This is a genomic window from Sporosarcina sp. P16b (assembly GCF_002743065.1).
Lineage (GTDB): Bacteria > Bacillota > Bacilli > Bacillales_A > Planococcaceae > Sporosarcina.
Window position 1 is genome coordinate 18,649 of the sequence record NZ_PDYO01000018.1, and the last position, 24,448, is coordinate 43,096.

Sequence of the window (24,448 nt, forward strand, 5' to 3'; positions counted from 1 at the left end):
TGTATCATTTTTTATCATCACTCACTTGAATTTGGTGTTTAGTTATCTTAACATGGCTAGAATGATATAACAATAAAAATGGGCAGTGTAGTATTTATAAGATTTGTGGAGGAACCTTGGGAAAATGTTAACATCCATTAGATAGGTTTAATACTCTCCATATATCCTTGAATATCTTCTTCGGACATTTCGCCTGTTATAATCTTTACAATCTTGCCTTCTGTATTGATAAGGAGAGTAGTCGGCAACGGTTTAATGTTATAAGACTGCATTACACCTTTTGTTTTATCAATTAAGGTAGGGAAAATCATTCCATATTGTTCAGCGAATGTTCGAACTTTCAAGTCAGACTCTGCGATATTGACCGCTAATATTTGAACCCCTTGATCTTTATAAACCTCATATTGTCGCCCCATCGCAGGCATTTCCTTTTTACACGGTGCACACCAAGTCCCCCAAAAGTTTAGGAAGACTCCTTGCCCTTTATAATCAGAGAGTTTATGGCTTTCACCGTTTAAGTCAACTAATGCGAAATCAGGCGCATCATCTCCAACTTTTAATACATCATGTTTTTCTTTTGTTAAGCTGTTGTATATTGTAAATACGATAGCACTTGTCAATACGATTAAAACAATTAACCGCATCATGAAACGATTCTTCTTTTTGTTATTCAACTTACGGTTGCTCCCTTCAAGAACTTGCAGGATATGAACGGCATACCTGGACTGTCTTTATTTATGATTATTATTATACTAAAGATCTATCAAAAAACTATGCAGTCACAAATCTGTCATGATTGTAGATAGAATCATTTCTTTTCGTCATATTCAGCCGTTTCTGCATATTTATTTCATAATTGTTCTTTATACTAAATTTCAGGAGAGGGGCGAATGTTCAATTGAACAGAATCTCTACCAAGCTAACTGCTTATTTTTTCATTGCTGTACTGATCATGGAAATATTCCTTATTGGATATCTCCATCAGAATATCATTCATTCACGGATCGACGAGGAGTTCTCCCGATTATTGGCAGTGGGTTCAAATCATCGGGATGTACTTATCGAACATTATTCAGATACAACAATGAAACATATTGTATTGATGGAAAAAGACGGAGATCGGGAAGTCATAATTACAGATAGCCAAGGCGATATCATTCAAAGCTCAAAAGAAAACAAAGAGGTACTGGAAAAATACCTTCCTACAGCAAAAGATATTGATTTGAAGAACGATCAGATTCTAGCTTCGGACTGGGAAGGGTTACCATATATCATTAGTGCACATCCATATAAAGTAGATTCAAGCCATTCAGGTTATATAATCATGTTTCAAAGTACACGTCCAATTGAACAGTTAGTCGGTAAGTTGAACATGTATTTTGGTTTGGCAGGTGTGACGAGTATAGTCGTTTTACTTATTATTTACGCTGCACTTTCCAAATTTCTTACACGTCCATTAATCCGAATGAAGGAAGCGACGGAGAAATTGAGCGAAGGAGATTTTGATGTAAGCCTTCCGTTTATTGGGAATGACGAGCTTGGCGAATTGTCAGGCTCTATTCAAAAGCTTGCGAACGACTTGGAGCGATTAAAAACGGAACGTAATGAGTTCTTAGCCTCAATTGCCCATGAATTAAGTACGCCATTGACGTATTTAATCGGCTATTCGAAAGTGGCTATGAGACAAGGGGTAAATGAGAAGGATCGTAAACATTATCTTGAAATTATCGCAGAAGAGTCGGACCGTATGAAAGAACTTGTTAAAAATTTATTGGATTTAGCGAAAATGGATGAAAATACTTTCACAGTATCGAAGGAATATTTTAAGGTATGTCCGTTCTTTGAGGATATCCTCCAGCTTGTTGGACCTTCTTTTAATTTGAAGAAACTGAGCCTAGAGATAATTTGTGAAGAGGATTTCGAAATCCATGCAGATCCTTTGAGATTAGAGCAAATAATTTTGAACTTACTTGATAATGCTTTGAAATATTCAATAGAGCAATCGGTAGTCACAATAAAGGTTTTCAAGAAAGGGAAGAAAGTAGCCATTTCCATTGCGGATTTCGGAATCGGAATCCCGTCCGAGGAGACCCCGTTCATTTTTGAAAAACTTTATCGAGTGGAAAAATCACGCTCTCGTACATCAGGTGGATCAGGTATTGGTCTGGCAATCGTAAAAGAACTTGTCGATGCCCACAATGGAAGCATTGAAGTGGAAAGTAGCCTAGGAAGAGGTAGTACGTTCACCATCATAATATGAGGGGGGTATACACCTACATGAGAACAATCTTACTAATTGATGATGAGCAAAGGATGTTAGATCTCATTGAATTATTTCTAATTCCGCATGGCTTCAAATGTATTAAAGAGACAAGTGGAAAGAAGGCATTAGGAATAATTAAGAAGGAGAAAGTTAGCCTTGTACTTTTGGATATTATGATGCCGGAAATGGATGGTTGGGAGGTGTGCGAAAAAATCCGCGAGTTTTCTGATGTCCCTGTCATCATGTTGACGGCTAGAACCGATAAGCTTGATTTGGTAAAAGGACTAGAGAGCGGCGCTGACGATTATATTACAAAACCTTTTGATGAACGAGAGTTGTCGGCAAGGGTGAATGCACTGTTGCGCCGTTTTCCCGAGGAAGAAAAAGAGACAGAAATGATTATTTATGGTGATTTTAAGCTAGATAAAGAAACTTATTCATTACAATTTAGAAACTTGAAAGTGCCGCTGACGCTAAAAGAGTTTTTTATTGTTGAAGCTTTGATCTCACGGCCAACAAAGACTTATACAAGGGAACAGTTATTACATGCCGCATGGGATTATAATACGTACACGGATATCCGGACAGTGGACTCGCATATACGTAACCTGAGAGATAAATTAAAAACTACCGGATTTCCCATTGATGAATTTTTAAAGACAGTATGGGGAATCGGATATAAATGGAACTAAAGGAGAAATATCATAATGAAAAAAATGAGAATGGTCGCCGGATTGCTATCACTGCTCTTCGTCATCTCCGCTTGTAGCAAAGAAAGTGAACCGTATGCTTTTGAAAAAGTGGAAAACAGTAAATTTGAACACTTACATGGCTTGGGATATATAAATGGAGGGCCCAAAATTGTAATATCTACTCATGATGGCCTTTATGAATATGATGAAGAAGGTTGGAAAGAAGCAAACAGCGAAAAGCATGATTATATGGGTTTCCAAGCCGTACGTGAAGGTTTTTTCTCAAGTGGTCATCCAGAGCCAGGATCCGACTATAAAAATCCGCTCGGTCTTGTCAAAAGTACGGATCGGGGGGCTAGCTTTGATAAATTAGCGTTCTATGGTGAAATCGATTTTCATTATCTTGCGGCAGGTTATGACTCAAACGCAATTTATGTGCTAAATGAAATGCCTATGGAAGAGATGACAGGGGGGCTTCATTATACCTTGGATGAAGGAGCCACTTGGAATGAGGCCTCTATGAATGAATTCAACTCGGGATTCATCTCGAATTTGGCTGCTCATCCATCACAGAAAGAGATGATTGCCATCGGAAGTAAAGAGGGTATATTCCTTTCGAGGGACTACGGCGAAAATTTTGCACTTTTTAACGATGCGAAAATGGTTCTAGCTGTAACTTTGACTGAAAATGGTGGGTACTATTCGAGCTATGAAAATGAAACGGTACAACTCCAATCATTCTCATTTGGGAACGATCAAGAAATGTCGATTCAACTTCCCGATGAAAAAATGAGTCCTATCGTTTTTATTGCAGTTAATCCGGAGGATGAGAAGGAGGTTGTCATCGCAACGTATAATAATGATATTTTCTTGACAATGGATGGAGGGGCCAATTGGGATACACTTGCTGAAAATAGTGAATTGATGAAATAAGAAAATGGACGGTGCTTACTAAATGTATGGATTGATGTCGAAAATCAGTCAAATAATAACTGAACCGGTGACCATTCTTATAAATTCCTTTGAGCAATATCCTCTTGTGGTTGCACTTCTTTTAGGCTTGATTGGGGCTGTCGCACCTTGTCAGCTTACAGGAAATATGAGCGCAATTACTTTATATGGAAACCGTACCATTCAAATGAAGAATGACATGGGAGAAATTGTGGCGTTTATTCTTGGGAAAGTAGTGGTGTTCAGTTCTTTAGGACTGTTCGTATGGTTCTTTGGTGAATCATTCGAACAGTCATTAATAGAATACTTTCCATTGTTCCGTAAAGTGATTGGTCCGCTTATTATCATTACCGGTCTTGTTTTGCTTGGTATCCTTAAGCTAGGATTCCTTCAAAAAATAACGATGCACATTCCTATGCGTCTACGGAATGGGAAGTTAGGTTCTTTTATGTTGGGCGCAAGTTTTTCGCTTGCCTTCTGTCCAACGATGTTTGTACTTTTTTTCGTTTGGCTTATGCCCTTGGTTGTGACTACTTCTTATGGTCTTGTTTTGCCCGTTGTTTTCGGTTTGGCAACATCGCTTCCGCTCATTGTCCTATTTCTTTTAATATGGTTCTTTGATGCAAAGAGACTCATTATGAAGAAAAGCATGAAGGCAGGAAGAATTGTGCAACGTTTAGCTGGTGTTATCCTTATCATCATAGGAATAGCAGATACCATCACTTATTGGGGAATTTGATTGATAAAGTTTCTTGCACTGGGCGAGCGGGAAATTGTCTACAACTTTTAGGTGTTCGGCAGAGAGGAGATTAATATAGATGTTTGCAGATTTGAACTTGTTTCTTGCATTTGGCGCTGGTCTTTTAAACTTTATATCCCCGTGCACACTACCGTTATATCCAGCTTTTATATCTTATATAACAGGAATGTCACTTGATGAGATGAACACGGATAAAGGGAAGTCACGAAAAAGTGGAATTTTCCATACGATTGTTTTCCTAATCGGTTTTTCGGTTATCTTCATTTTTCTCGGTTATAGCTCATCGCTTGTCGGTACGTTTTTTTATCAGTATCAAGATTTACTCCGTCAGATAGGTGCGATTTTTATTGCCATCTTTGGTTTGATGATTTTAGGTTTCTTTACGCCTAAGTTTCTTATGAAGGAGAAGAAATTACAATTTAAGAATCGACCGGCCGGCTATTTTGGCACATTCCTTATAGGGCTTGCATTTGCAGCGGGGTGGACCCCGTGTACTGGACCTATCACCGGAGCTGTTTTCATGATGGCAGCACAAAATCCGGGGTCTGGAATGTGGTATATGCTTGTCTATGTTTTAGGGTTTGCAATTCCGTTTTTCCTGCTTTCAATTTTTATCACTCGCGTTAAATGGATCCAAAAATATAGCCGAACAATAACGAAAGTCGGGGGCTACTTAATGATTGCACTCGGAATACTCCTTTTCTTCGATGGTTTAACATACATCATTATATGGATTAGCCCATTTTTTGGAGGATTTATGGGATTCTGATGAAATTAGCTCTAAGGATAATTGGTTTTTATTACGTTATAAAAGGTACAGTCAATTATGTAATAGCTCACATTTAAAGTCCGTCGCATTGTACGGGCTTTTTTCTATGGACATTTATATATTGCTGAAGGAATTTATAAATAAGATGGTCTTGATTAAAGTCGTTCACATACTTGTCTAATGCATTGCACTAATACTGCATAATTTTTCTGTACCATTAGATTCAGGAGGATTATGGAGTTCTAATATACTGCTAGATACTCTCATTCATAAATATGAGAAAGATGAAGGAGTCAATTCAAAATGAGCAAAATCACATGCCAATGTGGCCACGAAAACCCATTTGGTACAGTACTTTGTGAGCGATGTGGAAGGCCACAAACAGAAGAGGCGAAAAAAAGTAAGCTTATCGACATGAGATACGAAGGCTCTGCAAGAAGATCACAAACCTATAAAAGGTCTATTATCGATAAAATTTGGAACTTTTTCTCTAGCGTTAAGATAGGTGTTAGTATTATTATTGCAGTTCTTGCCACTTCAGCAATTGGAACACTATTTCCGCAAAAGCTATTTGTTCCGGCAAGTACTGAGGTAGATATCTTAGCTTATTACGAAAAGCATTATGGTTTTGCAGGAACTCTGTATTACAAGCTTGGGTTTTATGATATGTACAACAGTTGGTGGTTCATTACGCTAGTTGGAATGCTTGGGATTTCCATCATCATCGCCAGCATTGATAGAGTTGTCCCTTTATATAAATCATTGAAAAAACAACGCACGAAGCGTCATGTCTCATTCATGAGAAGACAACGGATTTATGGTTTAGGTACAGTTGAAGATGCGGATGACTCAATGGTTAAAGCGGAAGAGAAACTAAAAGCACTCCGTTACAATGTGAAGACGGAAGACGGGGCGATTTTAGCAGAAAGAGGTCGATTTTCAAGGTGGGGTCCATACGTCAACCATACTGGCCTAATCATCTTTCTCCTTGGTGTTCTCCTGCGAGGCCTTCCAGGTTTTTACGTCGATGAACCACTCTGGCTTCGTGAAGGAGAGACCCGTGCTATCCCTGGTGCACCTGGGTACTATTTACAGAACAATCAATTCATTCTCGAAACTTATTCAAAAGAAGAAGATGCAGAGTTTAGTCAGGCGATAGACCGTGTCGGTACAATCGTGAGTAATTATCAATCAGATGTCACGTTATATAAAGAAGCGGAAGGTGGACTTCCAGGTCAGACTGAACAGTTGGAATTTGTCAAAGATTATTCAATCATCGTCAATAAACCGCTTAATTTTGACGGATTTAATGTTTTCCAGATGGATTATCAACTCGACGAACTGAAATCGATGACTTTCCAACTAACAGAAAAAGCATCGGATACATCACTTGGGGAATTCACTGTTGACCTTATCAACCCCGAACCGATTTATCGGCTAGGAGAGGGTACGTATGTGGAATTGAAGGATTTTTTTCCAGATTATGAAGGGGTTGTAGATGGTGAACCGAAATCAAGGTCACCAATACCGAACAATCCTGCATTCATTTTCAAAATGGTAACACCTGTAAAACCGGATGGTGAAATGAGTTTTGTAGCGATACGTGAGACATTTGAAACGGAACTAAATGATTACAAAGCAACGTTTGTAAGTGCTGAAACACGTAATGCTACCGGTCTCGTAATCCGTAAAGACAAGACATTATATATTTTACTTCTTGGAGGAATTATTTTTATGATTGGAGTCGCTCAAGGATCTTATTGGAATCATAGAAGGATATGGATTCAAAAAGGCGAAGGCGATGAACTAGTCCTTGCAGGCCATACAAATAAAAACTGGTTTGGGTTAAAAAAGGATCTGGATACAGTGAAAGATTTTGCAAAACTGCCATTGTACGAAGATAGGCAAGATGCTGAGTCCAGTTCGGATGAAGTGAAAGGGGACAACTCATAATGGAACTTGCGTCTTTAAGTGCTAATTTGCTTCTCGTCTCATTTATTGCTTATCTTGTTGCCACGATGTTTTTTGGTGGGGCGGTAAAAGGTACAAATTCGGAAGCAACCTATCAAAACAACCGATGGGGAAATATTGCGATTGTAATTACAATCATTGGATTCATCTCGCATTTGGGATACTTTATTTTACGTTGGATAGCTACTGGACACGGACAAGCCCCAGTTAGTAATATGTTTGAGTTTACGACTGCATTTGGAATGATGATTGTTGGGGCGTTCATCTTATTGTTTTTCATTTACAGAACGCCATCGCTTGGCTTGTTTGCGTTGCCACTTGCAGTCATTATCATCGGATATGCAAGTATGTTCCCGAGGGAACTTTCACCGCTCATCCCAGCGTTACAAAGCTACTGGTTGACGGTTCACGTTATTACAGCAGCAATCGGTGAGGCGATTCTTGCAATTAGTGCAGTGGCAGGACTCGTGTACCTGTTGAAAAATATCGACTTGACGAAAAAGTCGAAGCAGCGGTTTTGGTTGGAATCAGTTATGTTCACACTAATACTTGTTGTCGGTTTCATCTTATCTTCTTCGACATTTGCTGTTATGGGATATGAAGCGAAATTCACTTATGTTAATCAAAATGAACAACAAGCCCAAATTGTCTATAATTATCCGCCGTTATTCGGTATGAATGAGTACGAATCGCTTACACCAGATAAAATGACGCCACTTGCGGAAATGCCTGCAATCGTCAACGGAAAGACATTAACGACGCTTGTATGGTCGGTTGCAACGGGTATTGTGCTTTATTTGTTGCTTAGACTTATTTTACGTCGTCCAGTCGCGACATTGTTCCAGCCGTTTGCGAAAAAGGCAAATTCTCAAGTTATGGACGAAATTGGTTACCGTTCTGTCTTAATCGGATTCCCAGTTTTCACACTTGGGGCGCTTATTTTCGCAATGATTTGGGCACATGAAGCGTGGTCCAGATTTTGGGGATGGGACCCGAAAGAAGTATGGGCACTTATTACATGGCTATTCTATGCAGCTTATCTTCATCTACGGCTCTCCCGTGGATGGGAAGGCAAGAAATCGGCATGGCTTGCGGTCATTGGTTTCATCATCATCATGTTCAACTTAATTGCTGTTAACTTGATTATTGCGGGACTGCATTCATACGCATGACAAAGACACACCTCAGATAAATCAAATTGGGAGGAGAGAGGTTGATACATGATTAATCTGCTTACAATTAATCCGGTCGCATTTTCACTTGGACCCATAGGGATTCGTTGGTATGGGATTCTAATCGCGCTCGGTATAGTCCTTGCATTTATTGTTGTTCAGAAGGAAATGGTGAAACGTGGGATGCATCCGGATTTTCTGACGGATCTACTTATTTGGGCGGTTCCGATTTCAATCATCAGTGCGCGGATCTACTATGTCATCTTCTCCTGGGATTATTACAAAGAAAACCCGGGGCAAATCATTCAAATTTGGGAAGGTGGCATCGCTATCCATGGTGCGCTGATTGGTGCATTTATTACGACGTATGTTTATACTAAACGCCGGGGCATTTCCTTCTGGAAAACAGTCGACATTGCTGCTGCTGGGCTTCTGATCGGCCAATTAATCGGTCGTTGGGGCAATTTCATGAACCAAGAAGCGCACGGTGGCCCCGTTTCGGAAAAGTTTCTTGAGACGACAATTATTCCGGATTGGATCATGAATCAAATGACGATTGAAGGCGTGACGTATCATCCGACATTCCTTTACGAATCGCTATGGAACCTTGTAGGGCTTATCATCATTATTTTGTTGCGCAGAGTGAACTTAAAGCGCGGCGAAATGTTCTTGTTTTATCTCGTTTGGTATTCCATCGGGCGGTTCTTCATCGAAGGGATCCGAACGGATAGCTTATATGTCATCGGTGAACTTCGTGCGGCACAGCTTGTGTCCGTTATGGCTATTGTCGTTTCAGTCGTCATTTTTATTATCAGGCGTTATGTTCGGAAAGTGGATGTAAATTATCAAGATGATTAGAAAAGTACTTTTGTAATTAGGGTCGCTTCTAGAGGGGAACCAGGTTTTTATTAGCAATAAATGAAATTACACAATTAAGCAAGAAACACACAAAAAAAACTCCATGGAGAATATTCCATGGAGTTTTTGTATCGGAAAATATTATTCAATTATCATCACTACATCAGATTTTCAACAAACGTGCATTAATCGCTACGATAACGGTACTTAGAGACATTAATATAGCACCGACTGCCGGACTTAGAACAATTCCGAATTTGTAGAGAGCACCTGCGGCCAACGGGATTGCAAGAATATTATAACCAGCAGCCCACCACAAGTTTTGGGTCATTTTGCGATAGGTAGCCCTCGAAAGCCTTATAATATTTACAACATCAAGCGGGTTGCTTTTGACAAGAACGACATCGGCTGTTTCAATGGCTACATCAGTTCCAGCGCCTACCGCAATACCGAGATCTGCTTTCGCTAGGGCTGGGGCATCGTTTACCCCATCTCCAGTCATTGCAGTTCGAAGACGCTCAACATTTTGGATATGCTCAATTTTCTCAGACTTCTCATGCGGAAGGACCTCAGCAAAAATTTCTTCCATTCCAAGTTGCACGCCTACATAATGTGCAACTTTTACATTATCGCCTGTTAGCATGATTGATTTGACATTCATTTCTTTTAGCTTGTTAATGGCATCTACAGCTGTTTCGCGGACAATATCTGCAAGGGCGATCATCCCGGCAAGTTTGCTGTCAATCAACGTGAATACCACAGTTTTTCCTTCCGATGACCATTTATCGAATTGAACGTTATCAAATTCAAGGTTCAGTTCTTTTACATAGCCGGGACTGACGACTAAGACCTGCTTTCCATCTACTGTCCCTTCAAGACCTTTACCGGTCAATGATTGGAAATTCTCCACTCGGTGAAGAGAGATGCCCATTTCATCGGCTTTCCTAGTTACACCTTTTGCAAGGGGGTGTTGGGATTGAGCCTCGACTGGGGCGGCATAGGAAATGACATCTTCTTCACTGAAATCTCCAAATGTGTAGATATTCGTTACACCGAATTCACCTTTCGTAAGTGTACCTGTTTTATCGAAAACGACAGCTTCAATATTTCGAGCGCCTTCAAAAGCTGCTCGATTTCGTATGAGAAGTCCATTTTTAGCTGCAATAGATGTTGAGACAGCAACTACTAACGGAGCTGCCAGCCCTAAAGCATGTGGACACGCAATGATTAGAACTGTCACCATTCTTTCCATAGCGAATGAAACAGGATACCCAAGTGAAGTCCAAATCAAGAAAGTAATCAGACCTGCTGCCAGTGCGCCATAGAACAACCACTTTGCAGCCCTATTGGCAAGGTCCTGGGCCCGCGATTTGGATTCTTGAGCTTCTTTAACTAAGGTAATTACTTGTGAGAGATACGACTCACTCCCTATCTTCATAACGGAAATGACAAGCGAACCTTCGCCATTTATTGATCCGCCAATGGCTTCCAAACCTGCTTCCTTATCAACTGGAACTGATTCACCTGTCAGCATTGACTCATCAATTGTTGACTTTCCTTCAAGTATTTGTCCATCAACTGGCACCTTCTCGCCAGGCTTGACGAGTACATGATCCCCATGTTTTAACTCGGTTACGTCAACTTCTTTAATATTGCCGTCCTCGTCAATCAAATGCGCTTCAGAAGGCATCAGCTTGGCAAGCTCTTCCAAAGCTTTTGAAGCCCCCATTACAGAACGCATTTCAATCCAGTGACCAAGAAGCATAATATCAACTAGTGTAGCCAATTCCCAAAAGAAATCGTTTTCTGCAAAACCGAATACCGCAGCTGTACTGTATACGTAAGCCACGATTATAGCCAATGTAATCAGCGTCATCATGCCGGGATTTCTATCTTTCAGCTCGTCCTTTGCCCCTGTAAGGAAAGGCCATCCTCCATAAAAGAATACAAACGTTGAGAGTGCAAATAAAATGTACAAGTCTCCCGTGAAGCGCCAGTCAACACTAAGAAACATTTGAATCATCGGTGACAGAATCAAAATAGGGATTGTAAAAATTAGCGAAATGTAAAATCGCTTTTTGAAATCCTCTACCATATGTGCGTGATGATCATGGTGTCCGTGATGCCCTTCATGAGAATCTATTTCCTTGTGATGATGTGAATGATTTGACATACAATTAACTCCTTTCTGATTTATCTAATTACCATTATGTCTTGAGTATACTCATTAAAGATGCAGAAATTATGCACAATCTAAGTGGTTTCTATCCTATGGAACACACAAATATTCCCGCATATCAGTCATTTAGACTGTTCATATTACATACCCTTATAAGGTATATAACCTTTCGTTGGACTAGGTAAACATAAACATTTTATAGCTTAAAAAAGGTGGGGGATTGATGGGGAACTATGAATTATTTATATTAGGTTCGCTTGGTTTGTTAACATTTGTCGTCGTTACGCTAGCGATAATCTGGAAAAAAACATTTCGATCTATGCAAGGAATGATTATTTCAATGTTTTTTGGGATGAATGTTGGTTTGACCGCTGGCGTTCTATTAGGTGTAACCTATCAAGGGAATTTATATTTTTCGACAATACTATCAATGGCTATAGGCGTACTCGCAGGCGCTTTATGCGGGTTTTGTTTCGGAACCCTCTCCGTGCTAGAAGGAGTAATGGCCGGTTTGATGGGTGGCATGATGGGAGCAATGTTAGGTGAAATGATTAAAGTACACGAGTCAATCAACTTAATACAGATATTCTTATTCCTTTCCATTAGTACAATTTTTGTTATTGTCATTTTAAAAACTCCTCAAAAAAGTAAAGTGAAAAATAAAAGATGGTTATTAAAACCACTCTTGCTTTCATTTTTTATCGCAGTGTATTTAATAGCGGGAAATTTATTGGCTGAAGGGAACGAGAAACTGATGAATTCGGAATTACAGCATAGTGGACACTCACCGACAATAAATAATACAGAGGAATTTAATAAGAACACCCAAGTTATTGGTATAGAAGTTGCTGAAATGAAGTACTCAAAAAATGATATTACTGTAGAAAAAAATAAACCAGTCACACTAGCTCTCACAAATCTGGATCAGGTTGAGCATGACATTGAAATCCGGACTTCCTCCTTTAACATGATAAAGGGATCCAATCACAATCATGGGGGAAATAAAGATATGTTGCATCTACATGCTGCGCCTGAAAAAACGGAGACATTAACATTTACTTTAACTGAACCTGGTATTTATGAATTTTATTGTACGATTCCAGGACATGAGGAATTAGGGATGATTGGACGATTTATTGTAGCTTAAATACTTTAACATACCCAAGCTGCATATATTTGTTGACGGGGGGTTGTCCATGAAAAAATCGTTGAAAATCTGGTGCTCACTCATTTTTATCCTCTTCTTATTCCCTATCATTTTGGAAATGATTCCGAAGACAACACCTGAAGAGGGAGTAGTTGTTCAAACCGATGAGCGAAAATTAGTTTATGCAGCAAATATCTTCGAAACGGAATCCGAAGTACAAACGGATGTGCGTGCTCTTTTATACAATACGCATTCACATGAAGCGTTTGAGCCCATCACTCTAAAGCATGATGGGAAAATTGCTGTTACTCATCAGGAAGTGAATATTATGGGTCTGAGTGAAAAAGTAAAAAAACAGTTAGAGGTTAATGGGGTAGGGACGGATATTATTGACGTTGATGTTACGGCGGAAATGAATAAAGCAGGGATTCCGTATCATAAATCGTATGATGTTGTTCGGCCATATGTACAGAAAGCCTTGAACGGTGCGGATTATGATATCATAATCGACATTCATCGGGATTCGCTTAAAGCGGATCGGACGACAGTCACTTATGAAGGAGAGAAGTTTGCGCAAGTCGTTTTTGTTATCGGTGAAGATCATGCTAATTATAAATTGAATCAGGAATTAGCTGAAAGACTGATGCTCGAAATGGAACAAATGGTTCCAAATATAACTAAGAAAATCGTATTTAAATCAGGTCATGGTGTGGATGGAAAATATAATCAGGATCTTCATAAACGTCTTATGCTCGTTGAAATAGGTGGAATTGGAAATGATGAAGCAGAATTAAACAGGACGTCAGCTGCACTTGCAAAGGCTGTCTCTCAAGTTTTACTTAAATAGGACAAAATCAGACATTGAAGTATCGCTTTTTCAACACTGCTCTTTAATTAGTTTAAATAGGATTAAACATACCTTAAACATACATGATCCAAGTGTCAAGAATTTAAAAATTATGAGTAATTCCGGCTTTCTAAATCGGCATCGGTGCGGACACCCTGGTCATTAATATTAACTTTACTCAAAGAGCCCTTGATAACTTCCTTTTGGAGCTATTAAGGGCTCCCTCAATTTCTTCTTTTACAAACTTATCTTAGCTCCTCCCTTAAAAGTGCATAAATAAAGAGTAAAATAAAATTCTGTAAGGAGGAGAGATGGTCTTGAAAAATAGTTATTAGTCGCAAGTGCCCCAGTGGGGGAGAAACTTAAACATAATGATTGTTTAAAAGAGGTAGATTAATATTAAGGCGGTATTAGGATGATTATAATGAAAAAGGTTTACAAGAAATACCCGAACGGTGTCGTTGCATCAAACGGCATAAATGTAGAAATTAAACGTGGAGAATTTGTTTTTGTTGTCGGTCCCAGTGGTGCTGGAAAATCGACATTTATAAAAATGATGTACCGTGAAGAAGTGCCAACAAGTGGTGACATCATCATAGATGATATTAATTTAGCGACGCTACGAAATAGTCAGGTTCCTTATTTGCGTCGAAAAGTCGGTGTCGTGTTTCAAGACTTTAAGCTTTTGCCAAAACTAAATGTATATGAAAACATCGCATTCGCACTTGAAGTAATCGAGGAATCTCCAGAACAAATTCGAAAAAAAGTGAATGATGTTCTAGGAGTTGTCGGACTTACGCATAAGTCACGGATGTTTCCGACTGAATTGTCAGGCGGAGAGCAGCAACGTGTATCGATTGCACGTTCAATTGTTAACACCCCAAAAGTCGTTATTGCAGATGAGCCCACAGGAAACCTTGACCCAGCTACATCATGGGAGATTATGGAGATGCTTGAACGAATTAATGCCCGCGGTACGACGATTGTGATGGCTACTCATAATAAAGAGATTGTCAATACGATGAAGCACCGAGTCATTGCGATTGAAGGTGGATTAATCACCCGAGATGAAGTCGGAGGTGGTTACGGCTATGAAAGCTAGAACACTTAGACGACATCTTCGGGAGAGTTTCAAAAGCCTAGATCGTAACAGATGGATGACTTTAGCGTCTGTTAGCGCAGTTACTGTCACACTTCTCCTCGTCGGTGTCTTTATTGTCTTTATGATGAATTTAAATAAAGTAGCAGATGATATTGAAAAAGATGTCGAAATAAAAGTTTTAATAGATCTTGCTGCTGATGAATCGGCGGTGTTGGTACTTGAACAAAAGATTCTTGAGACAAACGGTGTAGAAAGCATCCAATTTATTTCTAATGCTGAGGAACTAGAAAAGATGATCAAAGGATATGGAGACGAACTTGGTTTATATAAACAAGACAACCCCCTTCGTCATGTGTTTTACGTGAAAGCATCGAATCCGCAGCAAACGGCAACTATCGCAAAGGAAATTGGATTGTACGATGATGCGTACAAAGTTATTTACGGTGAAGGAAAAATCGAGAAATTGTTTAAAGTGTTGAATACAGGCCGTAATGTTGGTCTCGTTCTTATCGTTGCGCTCTTTTTTACGGCAATGTTCCTCATTTCGAATACGATTCGTATTACGATTGTTGCACGAGGAAGGGAAATCGAAATTATGAAGCTTGTCGGTGCAACAAGAAATTTCGTCCGAATTCCATTCCTCTTTGAAGGTATGTGGCTTGGGATTCTCGGAGCAATTTTGCCAATGTTAATTATGACAATAACTTATTTTAATCTATACGAGTTTCTTGAACCGAAACTGGAAGGAGAATTCCTTCAACTTCTTAGTGTGACGCCATTTATTTATCAGCTGAATGGGCTTCTTTTATTCATGGGTCTCTTTATTGGTGTCTGGGGGAGTTTTATATCAGTTCAAAAGTTTATAAAAGTCTAAAAAGAAAGGCGGGCGGGTTGCAAAGGTCTTAGCTAGTAGATTGACAAATTTATGGAGGGACGTTGTGAAGAAACGAACTGTTGGTCTTGTAATAACAGCTTTAATTATCGGTATGTTGATTGTGATGACGGTTAAGTCGAATATGAAAACAGCAGAGCCAATCGATGCGATTGTTGTTGGAGCGGATACTACAACGATTGAGTACGAGTCCGGGCTAGAAGAAGGAAATACACCGCCTGATTTTGAACTTTCTACTCTTTCGGGTGACATAATCAAGCTGACGGATTATAAGGGGAAAAAGGTTATTATTAATTTCTGGGCATCGTGGTGTGGTCCGTGTAAGGCGGAAATGCCGCATATGCAAAATTATTACGCGAAAAATAAGGATTCCGCGAACGTAGAAATCATCGCGGTTAATTTGACGACGGAAGAGCGAGGGCTCGTAAGCATCGAGAAATTTGTCGATGCGTATGGGCTAACATTTCCTATTCCGCTTGATAATAATGGTGAAGTAATGGATATGTATAGGATTATGACAATTCCTACGACGTATATGATTAGCACGGATGGGACAATTAAGCATAAGATTATTGGACCGATGGACGAAAAAACGATAAAAGAACTTGTTGATAATCTATAATAGATGAAACTAGGGGCAGACTTTAGACTATTGTATGACTTTTTTGTTCATTTACTAGAGAATACCCGAACACAGTGTGATGGGAACCGTCAATGAAAATCATGGATATAAAAAATCGTCTAGATTATAAATCTAGGCGTTTTTTGTACTTAGCATATCGAAGATGCAAGATGAATTGCTAAAAAATTGCACGAATTCTCCTTAATTAATCCTTAGTTTTGTCATCCGAATGTATTAGAATTGTAAAATGATGATGATTGTTCTTATGCTAAAATTATACAGGAAGTGATAAATAAAGATGTCGAAAAAGACATCAATAAAATAGTTGGGGTGGAGAATGAGAAAACGATTTATTCAAATACTAATGGCTGTGTTTCTGATTAGTATAATACCATTTGTATCGTCAAATAAAGTGAGTGCGGCAACTTCGAATGAGATTGCCACCTATGCGAAAAAGTTTTACGGTACACCTTATAAGTTCGGTGGGACAACCCCCGCTGGATTTGACTGTTCAGGTTATATTAGATATGTATTTAATCATTTCAACACTAGCTTACCGAGAACATCCGCGGATCAGTTCAAAGTGGGAACTGCGGTTAGTAAGGATAAGCTGCAACCAGGAGATTTAGTGTTCTTTGCAAATACGTACAAGAAAGGTATTTCCCATACTGGAATTTATTTAGGAAATGACGAGTTCATATCGGCGAAAAGCCGTGGGGTCTTGAAGGCGAATCTAAAGACAGATCCTTATTGGGCGCCTAAATATGCGGGGGCAAAACGTGTATTAAATACCCAAACAGCTGTTGAATCAGTTAAGGAAACACCTGCTGAGCAGATGAGTGATGTGTTTAAAGATTTATCGATAAAGCATCCTGCTTACGAGGCAATCATTGCACTATACAAAAGCGGGGTTATAACTGGCTATGAAGACTCCACATTCAAACCTGAAAAATCAATTACTCGTGGACAAGCAGCTGCAATGATAAATCGAGAGCTTAAATTAGAGGCATCAACCGGAGTGACATTTAAGGATGTCGCGCCAAATCACCAATTTTCGGGTGACATTGCGGCTTTGAATGAGGCAGGAATTTTTCAAGGATATCCAACAGGCGAATTTGGCATTAACGATAAACTGACACTTGCACATCTCGCGGCTATCGTCGATCGGGCATTCGATCTTCAGGGACAAATCGTGGGAAAATCACAAGTAGCATCTAATCATAATGTTGTCCCGACAAGTCACTGGGCTTCAGAAGCAATTTTTGCATTGAAGACACTTGATCAGACACAAGTCTTTCAGAAACCAGGATTTAGTGTAGGAAAAGAAGCAACCCGCGCAGAATTCGCTGCGGCAGTATTTACCGCAGTATCTTACAAATAAGGTTTTTAATATAGCGTGGGCGTACATCTACTATAAAAGATGTACGCCCGCTTTATGTTTTTGTTTGTAGAAGACAGGGAATCAGTCCGAAAAGTGGAATGTTGCCTAATGAAATCAAATCTGTTTATAAATTGACCTTGAAAAAGGAGAGTGTTAGTATAGGGGTACAGGGTATAAGTGCTTATACGGGGAGGGAAGATCATGCAAGAAACTTCGAAAACAACAGTTCAACCAAATAAGCAACAGCTTCTTAATCGATTAAAACGTGTCGAGGGACAAGTGAGAGGCGTTCATCAAATGGTTGAGAATGACCGTTATTGTGTAGATATTTTACATCAAATTAGCGCAATCCAATCAGCGATGAATAAAGTTTCATTAGCTTTGCTAGAAGATCATACACATCATTGTGTAGCGAACGCAATTAAAGGGCAAGATGGTGAAGCAGCGATTAAAGAGTTGATGAGTGTCATGAAAACAATGACAAAATAAAAAATAACAATACTTTCAACTTGACATACTGGTATGGGGTATGTTAAATTGGTAATAACAACAAAACAGGAGGCGTTCAATATGAAAGAAATCTTAAAAGTAGAAGGTATGTCATGTAATCACTGTGTGAATTCAATCGAAACGAATGTTGGGGAACTTGCAGGTGTTTCCTCAGTTAAAGTAGACCTAAATAGTAATGAAGTTTCTGTGGAATTTGATAATGCAGCAACATTGGCTCAAATTAAGGAAACGATTGAAGATCAAGGCTACGATCTAGTTTAACATTTAAAAAAGAATGTTCGCTTACACCACTTGGGGGGGATAAGTCGATGGATAGGATTGTACCATATCGGTATAATCTTTCTTTTTCAAAACTGTATACCCCCACCAAGTATAGGAGGAGAGTAAATGGCTACAACAGAAAAAACATTGCAAATTAATGGTATGACTTGTTCAGCTTGTGCAAACAGTATCGAAAAAGGTTTGTCGCAAATTGAAGGTGTCGAAAAAGTAAACGTCAACTATGCAATGGAAAGGTCTACGATTGTCTATGACCCTGATAAAACCAATGTGAATGAATTTATGGAGAGAGTTGAAAAACTTGGCTATAGTGTCGTTCAAGAAAAAGAAACATTTGATATTTCGGGGATGACTTGCTCGGCATGCGCAACGAAAATTGAAAAAAGAATTAGTAAAATGGATGGTGTTTCAAGTGCCAACGTCAACTTTGCACTCGAAACAATCGCTGTCGAATATGATAGTAAACAAGTTGAAACGACGGATATGATTACAGCTGTTAAGAAAATGGGCTATGAATTAATGCCCAAGCAAGACGGGAAAGACAAGATAGATCATCAAGAAAAAGAAATCAAAAAGCAGCAGAATAAGTTCATTTTTTCGGCTATTTTAACATTTCCTTTGTTATGGACGATGGTTGCACATTTTGAATTTCTATCGTTTATCTACCTGCCCGCAATTTTCATGAATCCGTGGGTACAACTTGCACTTGCAACACCCGTTCAATTCATTGTTGGTGCTCAGTTTTATAAAGGTGCATTTAATTCGCTTAGAAATAAAAGTGCCAATATGGACGTATTGGTTGCACTTGGTACAAGTGCGGCGTATTTCTACAGTCTCTATTTATCGTTTGAATGGATGAATGCAGGAAGTGTCGGAGATCCAGGACTGTATTTTGAAGCGGCAGCAGTCATTATTACACTGATCGTATTAGGTAAATTATTTGAAGTGCGTGCAAAAGGAAAAACAAGCCAAGCGATTCAAAAATTATTAGGGTTACAAGCAAAAACAGCTAGAGTTTTAAGAGACGGTGTTGAACAAGAGCTACCAATTGAACAAGTCGTCACAGGGGATACAATCCTTGTTAGGCCTGGAGAAAGTATTCCAGTGGATGGAGAAATTATCGAAGGACGTTCTGCAATTGATGAATCGATGATTACGGGGGAAAGCATTCCGATTGATAAAATTGCTGGTGACACCGTCATTGGTGCGACCATCAATAAGAATGGTTCATTACAAATTAAAGCGACAAATGTTGGTAAAGATACAGCTTTAGCGCAAATTGTAAAAGTGGTTGAGGAAGCACAAGGGTCGAAAGCAGATATTCAACGTTTGGCGGACCGAATTTCGGGTGTTTTTGTGCCGATAGTTGTTGTTATTGCGATTGCTACATTCTTTATCTGGTATTTCGCAGTTACACCCGGAGATTTACGTTCGGCACTTATTCCAACAATTACGATTTTGGTAATTGCTTGTCCGTGTGCGCTAGGTCTGGCAACACCGACGTCGATTATGGCAGGTTCGGGTAGAGCTGCTGAAATGGGTTTACTTTTTAAAGGCGGAGAACATTTAGAAAATACACGTTCAATCGATACAGTTGTATTAGATAAAACTGGAACAGTTACAAAAGGAGAACCTGCTTTAACAGATATTACAGTGACAGAGGATTTTACAGAAGATGAAGTTTTACAGTTAGTTGCAACAGCCGAAGATCAATCTGAGCATCCATTAGCACAGGCGATTGTCCTTGGCACGAAAGAAAAAGGGCTATCCCTTCTTGAAGCTACAGATTTTGAAGCATTACCGGGATATGGTATTCGGGCCATTGTTAGTGGTAGAGAAGTATTGGTTGGCACAAGGAAATTGATGAAAGAACAAAATATTGCCATTTTAAATTCTGAAGCTTCAATGGAAAAACTTGAACGTGACGGGAAAACAGCGATGCTCATTGCTGTAGATCAACAACTTGCCGGTGTCATTGCAGTTGCAGATACGGTGAAAGAAACGTCTAAAGAAGCAATTAAACGAATGCAGGAATTGGGTCTGGACGTCATTATGCTAACAGGTGACAACCAAAGAACCGCAGAGGCCATTGCTAGCCAAGTCGGTCTATCCCATGTCATCGCAGAAGTGTTACCAGAACAAAAAAGTGATGAAATTAAAAAGCTACAAGATCAAGGCAAGAAAGTTGCTATGGTCGGCGATGGTATCAATGATGCACCTGCACTTGCGATGGCAGATATCGGAATGGCTGTCGGAACTGGTACAGACATTGCGATTGAAGCGGCAGATATTACGCTCATGCGTGGCGATTTAAACAGTGTTGCAGACGCAATTATTATGAGTAGAAAAACAATGCGTAATATTAAACAAAACTTGTTTTTCGCTTTCTTCTACAACACGGTAGGGATACCGATTGCAGCAATTGGCCTGTTAGCCCCTTGGGTTGCTGGTGCTGCGATGGCGTTTAGTTCGGTATCGGTTGTGTTGAATGCTTTACGTCTTCAAAAAGTTAATTTGAAGTAATGAATAAAGATGATTTGTACGATTGAAGCAAGTGGAAATATAAGCATTAAAAAGAGTAGGACCGGGAAATTATTCCTGATCCTACTCTTTTCATTCTAAAATCGTGAAAAACAATTACGGAACCGCATCCAAAATTGCTTGGCAGTTATCAGATCATGTGACAATCAGTGTTGACTTCATATCGGCATGTCCCGCCCCACATGGAATATTGCAGTAGATTGTATATTCACCCGGCTCTGTAGGTGTAAAAGTTGCCTCACCATCACCTTTTATGTCCATATCAAGTTCATCGATAGCAATCCCGTGCATGCCTTCTTCGTTTTTATATGTTATTATAACCTCCTCGCCAGCCTTGACAGTATATTCACCCTGATCAAATTCAAAATTAATCCCTGTGATATTGATTTCATTGCTGACGGTTGAAGTTTCTGAAGGGGTGGTGTTCTCTACCTGTCCGGTTGCGTCACTTGAATCTTTTCCACCGCAAGCAGCAAGAACAAACAAAGCACTTAATAAAACTGTTGCCAATAACCATCTTTTCAAAATGAATACCTCCAATTTATTTGGGGATATATTTCCCTATATCCCTCTTATACATAATGATAGCTATCAAATATCCATTATCTATGGAGAAAGTAAGACAAAGTCATGACAGTTATTAGTGAGCTAAAGTAGGTGGTTTGTTTTTATGTTCACTTTCCGTTCATAAAAAGATGTTACTATAAAACGTAAATGAATAAGAGGAGGACGATGAATGAACAAGCAAATCAAAGTTCTCGTCATTGAAGATGATCCTTACATTTGTGAATTGATTATTTTATATGCTGAAAAAAACGGGTATATAGTTAGCACAGCCAACGATGGAATGACTGGATTAGAAATGTTTTATGATTGTTCTCCTGATCTTGTTATTTTAGATATTATGATGCCTGAAATGGATGGTTGGGAAGTTTGCAAGGAAATAAGAAGATTCGATAAAACACCCATTATCATGTTGACTGGGAAAGGCGAAAGTTATGACAAACTTAAAGGTTTCAACCTAGGAGCAGATGATTACATGGTGAAACCTTTTGATCCAAACGAACTGATGGCACGGATTAATGCGGTGTTGCGGAGAGCTTATCCAATGTTAGGTACAAATGAGATCATCGCACTCCCCGAATTGAAGATTAATCTTCAACACTACAAGGTGATCTATAAGAAACAGGAAATTGTGCTACCACCAAAAGAAATGGAACTGTTGTATCTTCTTACCTCACATTCAAATCAAGTCTTCACACGTCAACAGCTGCTGGAAAAAATATGGGGTTTAGATTATGAGGGGGATCCAAGAACAGTTGATGTACATATTAAAAGGATCAGGGACAAATTAGGGAATGCCAACGCTTATTGGAGGGTAAAAACGATAAGAGGAGTAGGCTATAAATTTGAGGTGGACAACCAGTGATCAAGAAAAACAGTATTTTTGTGAAGCTATTCATCACATATATCGCCATATTAATTGTGTCACATCTTGTTTTTGCTGTCGCTTCCTATTTGTTATTTCAGAATAAACTAACCAATATGCACTTAAATCCCGAAGGTTTTAACCAAATGAAATACTTGTTTATCTCGTCTTCGATTATTTCAATAACGATTACAGGCATATTTACTTATTTCCTTACGAAAAGAATTACCGCCCCACTTCGAGAAATGAATCGGGTTGCCCTTCTTATCGCTAGAGGGAAATTTAATCAGAAAGTTGATATTAGGACAAGCGACGAGCTTGGCGAATTAGGTGAGACGTTCAATTATATGGCGCATGAGTTGGCTAGCGCAGACCAGATGAGAAAAGATTTTGTCGCCAATGTTTCCCATGATTTACGCTCCCCTCTTACTTCAATTCATGGATTTGCCAGTGCGTTTCTGGATGATAAAATCCCCGATGCTCGAAAACGTTATTATTTTACGATTATGAAAGAACAAACTGAGCGAATGATTAAGCTGGTCAATGATCTTCTCGATATGTCCCAAATCGAATCGGGGCAGTTGGAAATACACCCTGACCGCTTTAATTTGTCAGAGCTGGTTCGCCAAGTCATGGCTCGTATGGAAACTGAATTTGAAAATAAAAAACTAAATGTGGAATTAATATGTGATGAAGTAGAAGACATCTACGTATATGCTGACCCGGATCGGATTGATCAAGTAATCGTTAATTTGATTCAAAATGCTGTACACTATTCCAAACACGAGAGTTCTATCGAAGTGTTTTTGAAAAAGGAACACCAAGCGGTAGTTTCAATTCGAGATTATGGGCCGGGAATTAGTCAAGAAAACATTCAATCTATTTGGAAACGGTTTTATAAAATAGATAAGGCCCGAACTAAAAAGGCGGGTACAGGACTAGGCTTGTCCATTGTTAAGCACATATTAGTCCTTCATCAAACCGACATTCAAGTGGAAAGTGAAGTAGGAAGAGGGACAATCTTTACATTTACACTCCCATTAGCTATGAATAAATCAAATAAACATAGGAATGCATAATTCTCTGTTCATCGTCCGTTCATAAAAAATTGCTATACTGATTGGGCATTAAAAAACGATGAATACAAGGGAGGAAAATATAAAAAAAATCAATATCAAGTCATACGGCAGAGGAGGATACGAATATGTCGGATCGCAAATCTACTACGGGTACACCGCGGTGGGTAAAGGTGTCTGGGGTTGTCGTGATTATTTTAGTACTACTTGCTGTTGCAATAATGGTTATTAGCGGTGGTGAACATGGTCCTGGTCGTCACATGCCGTCTTCTAGCAATGTGGAACAGGGAGTGAAACAGCAGTGGTCATGAAACCTGGCCTACGTAAGTTCGCGCTCACTGCGCATATCACTTGCTCGATTGGTTGGCTTGGCGCGGTCGTTGGATTCCTAGTTCTTGTCATCGCTGCTCTTATAAAAGGAGATGCCAAGACGGTGCCCGCTGCTTGGATTGCGATGGAGTTGATTGGCTGGTTCGCCATCGTCCCCTTAGCCCTTCTCTCGCTACTGACTGGGCTTGTTATGTCATTGGGTACTAAGTGGGGCTTAGTAAAGCATTATTGGGTCCTTTTCAAACTACTGCTCACCGCCATAGCCACAACGGTCTTGCTGCTAAATATGCAGACAGTGAGCTTCCTAGCAGATGTAGCGAAAGAGACGGGAAGTGCCGATCCTAGCGGCTTGTGGGGCGAACTCTTCCACGCCGGGGTAGGTCTACTTGTGTTGCTCGTAATCATCATACTATCGGTTTACAAGCCAAGAGGCACGACTCCGTTTGGGAAGCGTAAGCAACATAGTTGATTTAAAATTAATTAGCATTAGTTAAAATATTTATATATCTTTTTGTGAATGGGCAATATTTTAAGTGAACGGCCGCGTTTGATGTAGAAATGCGGCTTTTTTTGACCCAATTTCTAAAATCCACAGCCGAGATCAGTTTTCGTATCTTTAAATTGCGCAATTCAATTAAGAGATAAATTATTTCGATTTTATCAAATATCTTCTTTCA

The 24,448-nt window shown here is 39.4% G+C and carries 24 protein-coding genes; 21 read left to right on the forward strand and 3 right to left on the reverse strand.

Translation table 11 applies throughout. From position 1 onward, the window contains the following. Nucleotides 1-137: 137 nt before the first annotated feature. Entirely contained in the window at nucleotides 138-674 is a 537-nt protein-coding gene (gene resA / locus CSV77_RS14525; protein ID WP_099673968.1) for a thiol-disulfide oxidoreductase ResA, read from the reverse strand. 224 nt (nucleotides 675-898) lie between these two features. Here resA and CSV77_RS14530 point away from each other — a divergent pair, with 224 nt between their 5' ends. The 8 genes from CSV77_RS14530 (at nucleotide 899) to lgt (ending at nucleotide 9,436) form a co-directional block, all read left to right on the forward strand. Further along, nucleotides 899-2,260, forward strand: coding sequence for a sensor histidine kinase (locus tag CSV77_RS14530; protein ID WP_199203763.1), 1,362 nt, complete (start codon nucleotides 899-901; stop codon nucleotides 2,258-2,260). Nucleotides 2,261-2,277: 17 nt separating this feature from the next. After that, on the forward strand, nucleotides 2,278-2,955 hold the full coding sequence (locus CSV77_RS14535) for a response regulator transcription factor (RefSeq protein WP_099670912.1): 678 nt from the start codon (nucleotides 2,278-2,280) through the stop codon (nucleotides 2,953-2,955). Between the two features lie 15 nt (nucleotides 2,956-2,970). Beyond that, nucleotides 2,971-3,888 carry a F510_1955 family glycosylhydrolase gene (locus CSV77_RS14540; RefSeq protein WP_099670911.1) on the forward strand — a complete coding sequence of 306 codons (918 nt, stop codon included), beginning with the start codon at nucleotides 2,971-2,973 and terminating at the stop codon, nucleotides 3,886-3,888. Between the two features lie 22 nt (nucleotides 3,889-3,910). After that, nucleotides 3,911-4,645, forward strand: coding sequence for an urease accessory protein UreH domain-containing protein (locus tag CSV77_RS14545; protein WP_099670910.1), 735 nt, complete (start codon nucleotides 3,911-3,913; stop codon nucleotides 4,643-4,645). Nucleotides 4,646-4,724: 79 nt separating this feature from the next. After that, a complete protein-coding gene (locus CSV77_RS14550) occupies nucleotides 4,725-5,435 on the forward strand; it encodes a cytochrome c biogenesis CcdA family protein (protein ID WP_099673970.1) in 711 nt (236 codons plus the stop codon). Between the two features lie 303 nt (nucleotides 5,436-5,738). Beyond that, a complete protein-coding gene (gene resB / locus CSV77_RS14555) occupies nucleotides 5,739-7,388 on the forward strand; it encodes a cytochrome c biogenesis protein ResB (protein ID WP_099673971.1) in 1,650 nt (549 codons plus the stop codon). Beyond that, complete coding sequence (gene ccsB, locus CSV77_RS14560; protein ID WP_099673972.1) at nucleotides 7,388-8,578, forward strand: c-type cytochrome biogenesis protein CcsB; 1,191 nt, start codon at nucleotides 7,388-7,390, stop codon at nucleotides 8,576-8,578. Before resB ends, ccsB begins: the two co-directional genes overlap by 1 nt. Nucleotides 8,579-8,626: 48 nt before the next feature. After that, on the forward strand, nucleotides 8,627-9,436 hold the full coding sequence (gene lgt, locus CSV77_RS14565) for a prolipoprotein diacylglyceryl transferase (protein ID WP_099673973.1): 810 nt from the start codon (nucleotides 8,627-8,629) through the stop codon (nucleotides 9,434-9,436). A gap of 163 nt (nucleotides 9,437-9,599) precedes the next feature. Here lgt and CSV77_RS14570 read toward each other — a convergent pair whose 3' ends face one another. After that, nucleotides 9,600-11,609, reverse strand: coding sequence for a copper-translocating P-type ATPase (locus tag CSV77_RS14570; protein WP_099673974.1), 2,010 nt, complete (start codon nucleotides 11,607-11,609; stop codon nucleotides 9,600-9,602). A gap of 229 nt (nucleotides 11,610-11,838) precedes the next feature. Between CSV77_RS14570 and CSV77_RS14575 the strand changes: the two genes are divergently transcribed. The 9 genes from CSV77_RS14575 to CSV77_RS14615 all read left to right on the forward strand — a co-directional run bounded on the left by CSV77_RS14575 (nucleotide 11,839) and on the right by CSV77_RS14615 (nucleotide 20,918). Further along, nucleotides 11,839-12,762: a plastocyanin/azurin family copper-binding protein gene (locus tag CSV77_RS14575; RefSeq protein WP_233212267.1), complete on the forward strand. Its 924-nt coding sequence runs from the start codon at nucleotides 11,839-11,841 to the stop codon at nucleotides 12,760-12,762. A gap of 49 nt (nucleotides 12,763-12,811) precedes the next feature. Next, nucleotides 12,812-13,609, forward strand: a complete 798-nt coding sequence (gene spoIIP / locus CSV77_RS14580) for a stage II sporulation protein P (RefSeq protein WP_099673976.1) — start codon at nucleotides 12,812-12,814, stop codon at nucleotides 13,607-13,609. A 415-nt stretch (nucleotides 13,610-14,024) separates the two neighbouring features. Continuing rightward, nucleotides 14,025-14,711: a cell division ATP-binding protein FtsE gene (gene ftsE, locus CSV77_RS14585; protein WP_099673977.1), complete on the forward strand. Its 687-nt coding sequence runs from the start codon at nucleotides 14,025-14,027 to the stop codon at nucleotides 14,709-14,711. Beyond that, nucleotides 14,701-15,585 (forward strand): permease-like cell division protein FtsX, encoded by an 885-nt coding sequence (ftsX, locus tag CSV77_RS14590; RefSeq protein ID WP_099673978.1) that lies wholly within the window; start codon nucleotides 14,701-14,703, stop codon nucleotides 15,583-15,585. Before ftsE ends, ftsX begins: the two co-directional genes overlap by 11 nt. A 64-nt stretch (nucleotides 15,586-15,649) precedes the next feature. Beyond that, entirely contained in the window at nucleotides 15,650-16,225 is a 576-nt protein-coding gene (locus tag CSV77_RS14595; protein ID WP_099673979.1) for a redoxin domain-containing protein, read from the forward strand. A gap of 337 nt (nucleotides 16,226-16,562) precedes the next feature. After that, the gene (locus tag CSV77_RS14600) at nucleotides 16,563-17,606 is read left to right on the forward strand and encodes a C40 family peptidase (RefSeq protein ID WP_099673980.1); all 1,044 of its coding nucleotides are present in this window, start codon (nucleotides 16,563-16,565) and stop codon (nucleotides 17,604-17,606) included. A gap of 201 nt (nucleotides 17,607-17,807) precedes the next feature. Continuing rightward, nucleotides 17,808-18,095, forward strand: coding sequence for a metal-sensitive transcriptional regulator (locus CSV77_RS14605; protein ID WP_009498348.1), 288 nt, complete (start codon nucleotides 17,808-17,810; stop codon nucleotides 18,093-18,095). 81 nt (nucleotides 18,096-18,176) lie between these two features. After that, entirely contained in the window at nucleotides 18,177-18,377 is a 201-nt protein-coding gene (copZ, locus tag CSV77_RS14610; protein WP_099673981.1) for a copper chaperone CopZ, read from the forward strand. Nucleotides 18,378-18,503: 126 nt separating this feature from the next. Next, nucleotides 18,504-20,918, forward strand: coding sequence for a heavy metal translocating P-type ATPase (locus tag CSV77_RS14615; protein WP_099673982.1), 2,415 nt, complete (start codon nucleotides 18,504-18,506; stop codon nucleotides 20,916-20,918). Nucleotides 20,919-21,071: 153 nt separating this feature from the next. Here CSV77_RS14615 and CSV77_RS14620 read toward each other — a convergent pair whose 3' ends face one another. Beyond that, nucleotides 21,072-21,461 (reverse strand): cupredoxin domain-containing protein, encoded by a 390-nt coding sequence (locus CSV77_RS14620; RefSeq protein WP_099673983.1) that lies wholly within the window; start codon nucleotides 21,459-21,461, stop codon nucleotides 21,072-21,074. Nucleotides 21,462-21,672: 211 nt separating this feature from the next. On the opposite strand from CSV77_RS14620, the gene CSV77_RS14625 reads away from it, so the two are divergent. From CSV77_RS14625 to CSV77_RS14640, 4 genes are all read left to right on the forward strand, one after another. Continuing rightward, nucleotides 21,673-22,365, forward strand: a complete 693-nt coding sequence (locus CSV77_RS14625) for a response regulator transcription factor (protein WP_199203764.1) — start codon at nucleotides 21,673-21,675, stop codon at nucleotides 22,363-22,365. Beyond that, entirely contained in the window at nucleotides 22,362-23,444 is a 1,083-nt protein-coding gene (locus CSV77_RS14630) for a sensor histidine kinase (protein ID WP_099673984.1), read from the forward strand. The genes CSV77_RS14625 and CSV77_RS14630 overlap by 4 nt, the downstream gene beginning before the upstream one ends. Before the next feature lie 125 nt (nucleotides 23,445-23,569). Further along, nucleotides 23,570-23,752 carry a hypothetical protein gene (locus CSV77_RS14635; protein WP_099670896.1) on the forward strand — a complete coding sequence of 61 codons (183 nt, stop codon included), beginning with the start codon at nucleotides 23,570-23,572 and terminating at the stop codon, nucleotides 23,750-23,752. Beyond that, a complete protein-coding gene (locus CSV77_RS14640) occupies nucleotides 23,749-24,240 on the forward strand; it encodes a DUF2269 domain-containing protein (protein ID WP_233201583.1) in 492 nt (163 codons plus the stop codon). The genes CSV77_RS14635 and CSV77_RS14640 overlap by 4 nt, the downstream gene beginning before the upstream one ends. The last annotated feature ends 208 nt before the right edge of the window (nucleotides 24,241-24,448 follow it).

Bases quoted from the DNA above. Each gene is read 5' to 3' on its own strand.
- CSV77_RS14535 (WP_099670912.1), top strand. From the start codon at position 2,278: ATGAGAACAATCTTACTAATTGATGATGAGCAAAGGATGTTAGATCTC.
- ftsX (WP_099673978.1), top strand. From the start codon at position 14,701: ATGAAAGCTAGAACACTTAGACGACATCTTCGGGAGAGTTTCAAAAGC.
- CSV77_RS14625 (WP_199203764.1), top strand. From the start codon at position 21,673: ATGAACAAGCAAATCAAAGTTCTCGTCATTGAAGATGATCCTTACATT.
- CSV77_RS14545 (WP_099670910.1), top strand. From the start codon at position 3,911: ATGTATGGATTGATGTCGAAAATCAGTCAAATAATAACTGAACCGGTG.
- CSV77_RS14635 (WP_099670896.1), top strand. From the start codon at position 23,570: ATGTCGGATCGCAAATCTACTACGGGTACACCGCGGTGGGTAAAGGTG.
- CSV77_RS14605 (WP_009498348.1), top strand. From the start codon at position 17,808: ATGCAAGAAACTTCGAAAACAACAGTTCAACCAAATAAGCAACAGCTT.
- CSV77_RS14570 (WP_099673974.1), bottom strand. From the start codon at position 11,609: ATGTCAAATCATTCACATCATCACAAGGAAATAGATTCTCATGAAGGG.
- CSV77_RS14575 (WP_233212267.1), top strand. From the start codon at position 11,839: ATGGGGAACTATGAATTATTTATATTAGGTTCGCTTGGTTTGTTAACA.
- CSV77_RS14600 (WP_099673980.1), top strand. From the start codon at position 16,563: ATGAGAAAACGATTTATTCAAATACTAATGGCTGTGTTTCTGATTAGT.
- CSV77_RS14540 (WP_099670911.1), top strand. From the start codon at position 2,971: ATGAAAAAAATGAGAATGGTCGCCGGATTGCTATCACTGCTCTTCGTC.
- ftsE (WP_099673977.1), top strand. From the start codon at position 14,025: ATGATTATAATGAAAAAGGTTTACAAGAAATACCCGAACGGTGTCGTT.
- ccsB (WP_099673972.1), top strand. From the start codon at position 7,388: ATGGAACTTGCGTCTTTAAGTGCTAATTTGCTTCTCGTCTCATTTATT.
- CSV77_RS14615 (WP_099673982.1), top strand. From the start codon at position 18,504: ATGGCTACAACAGAAAAAACATTGCAAATTAATGGTATGACTTGTTCA.
- lgt (WP_099673973.1), top strand. From the start codon at position 8,627: ATGATTAATCTGCTTACAATTAATCCGGTCGCATTTTCACTTGGACCC.
- copZ (WP_099673981.1), top strand. From the start codon at position 18,177: ATGAAAGAAATCTTAAAAGTAGAAGGTATGTCATGTAATCACTGTGTG.
- CSV77_RS14640 (WP_233201583.1), top strand. From the start codon at position 23,749: ATGAAACCTGGCCTACGTAAGTTCGCGCTCACTGCGCATATCACTTGC.
- spoIIP (WP_099673976.1), top strand. From the start codon at position 12,812: ATGAAAAAATCGTTGAAAATCTGGTGCTCACTCATTTTTATCCTCTTC.
- CSV77_RS14550 (WP_099673970.1), top strand. From the start codon at position 4,725: ATGTTTGCAGATTTGAACTTGTTTCTTGCATTTGGCGCTGGTCTTTTA.
- resB (WP_099673971.1), top strand. From the start codon at position 5,739: ATGAGCAAAATCACATGCCAATGTGGCCACGAAAACCCATTTGGTACA.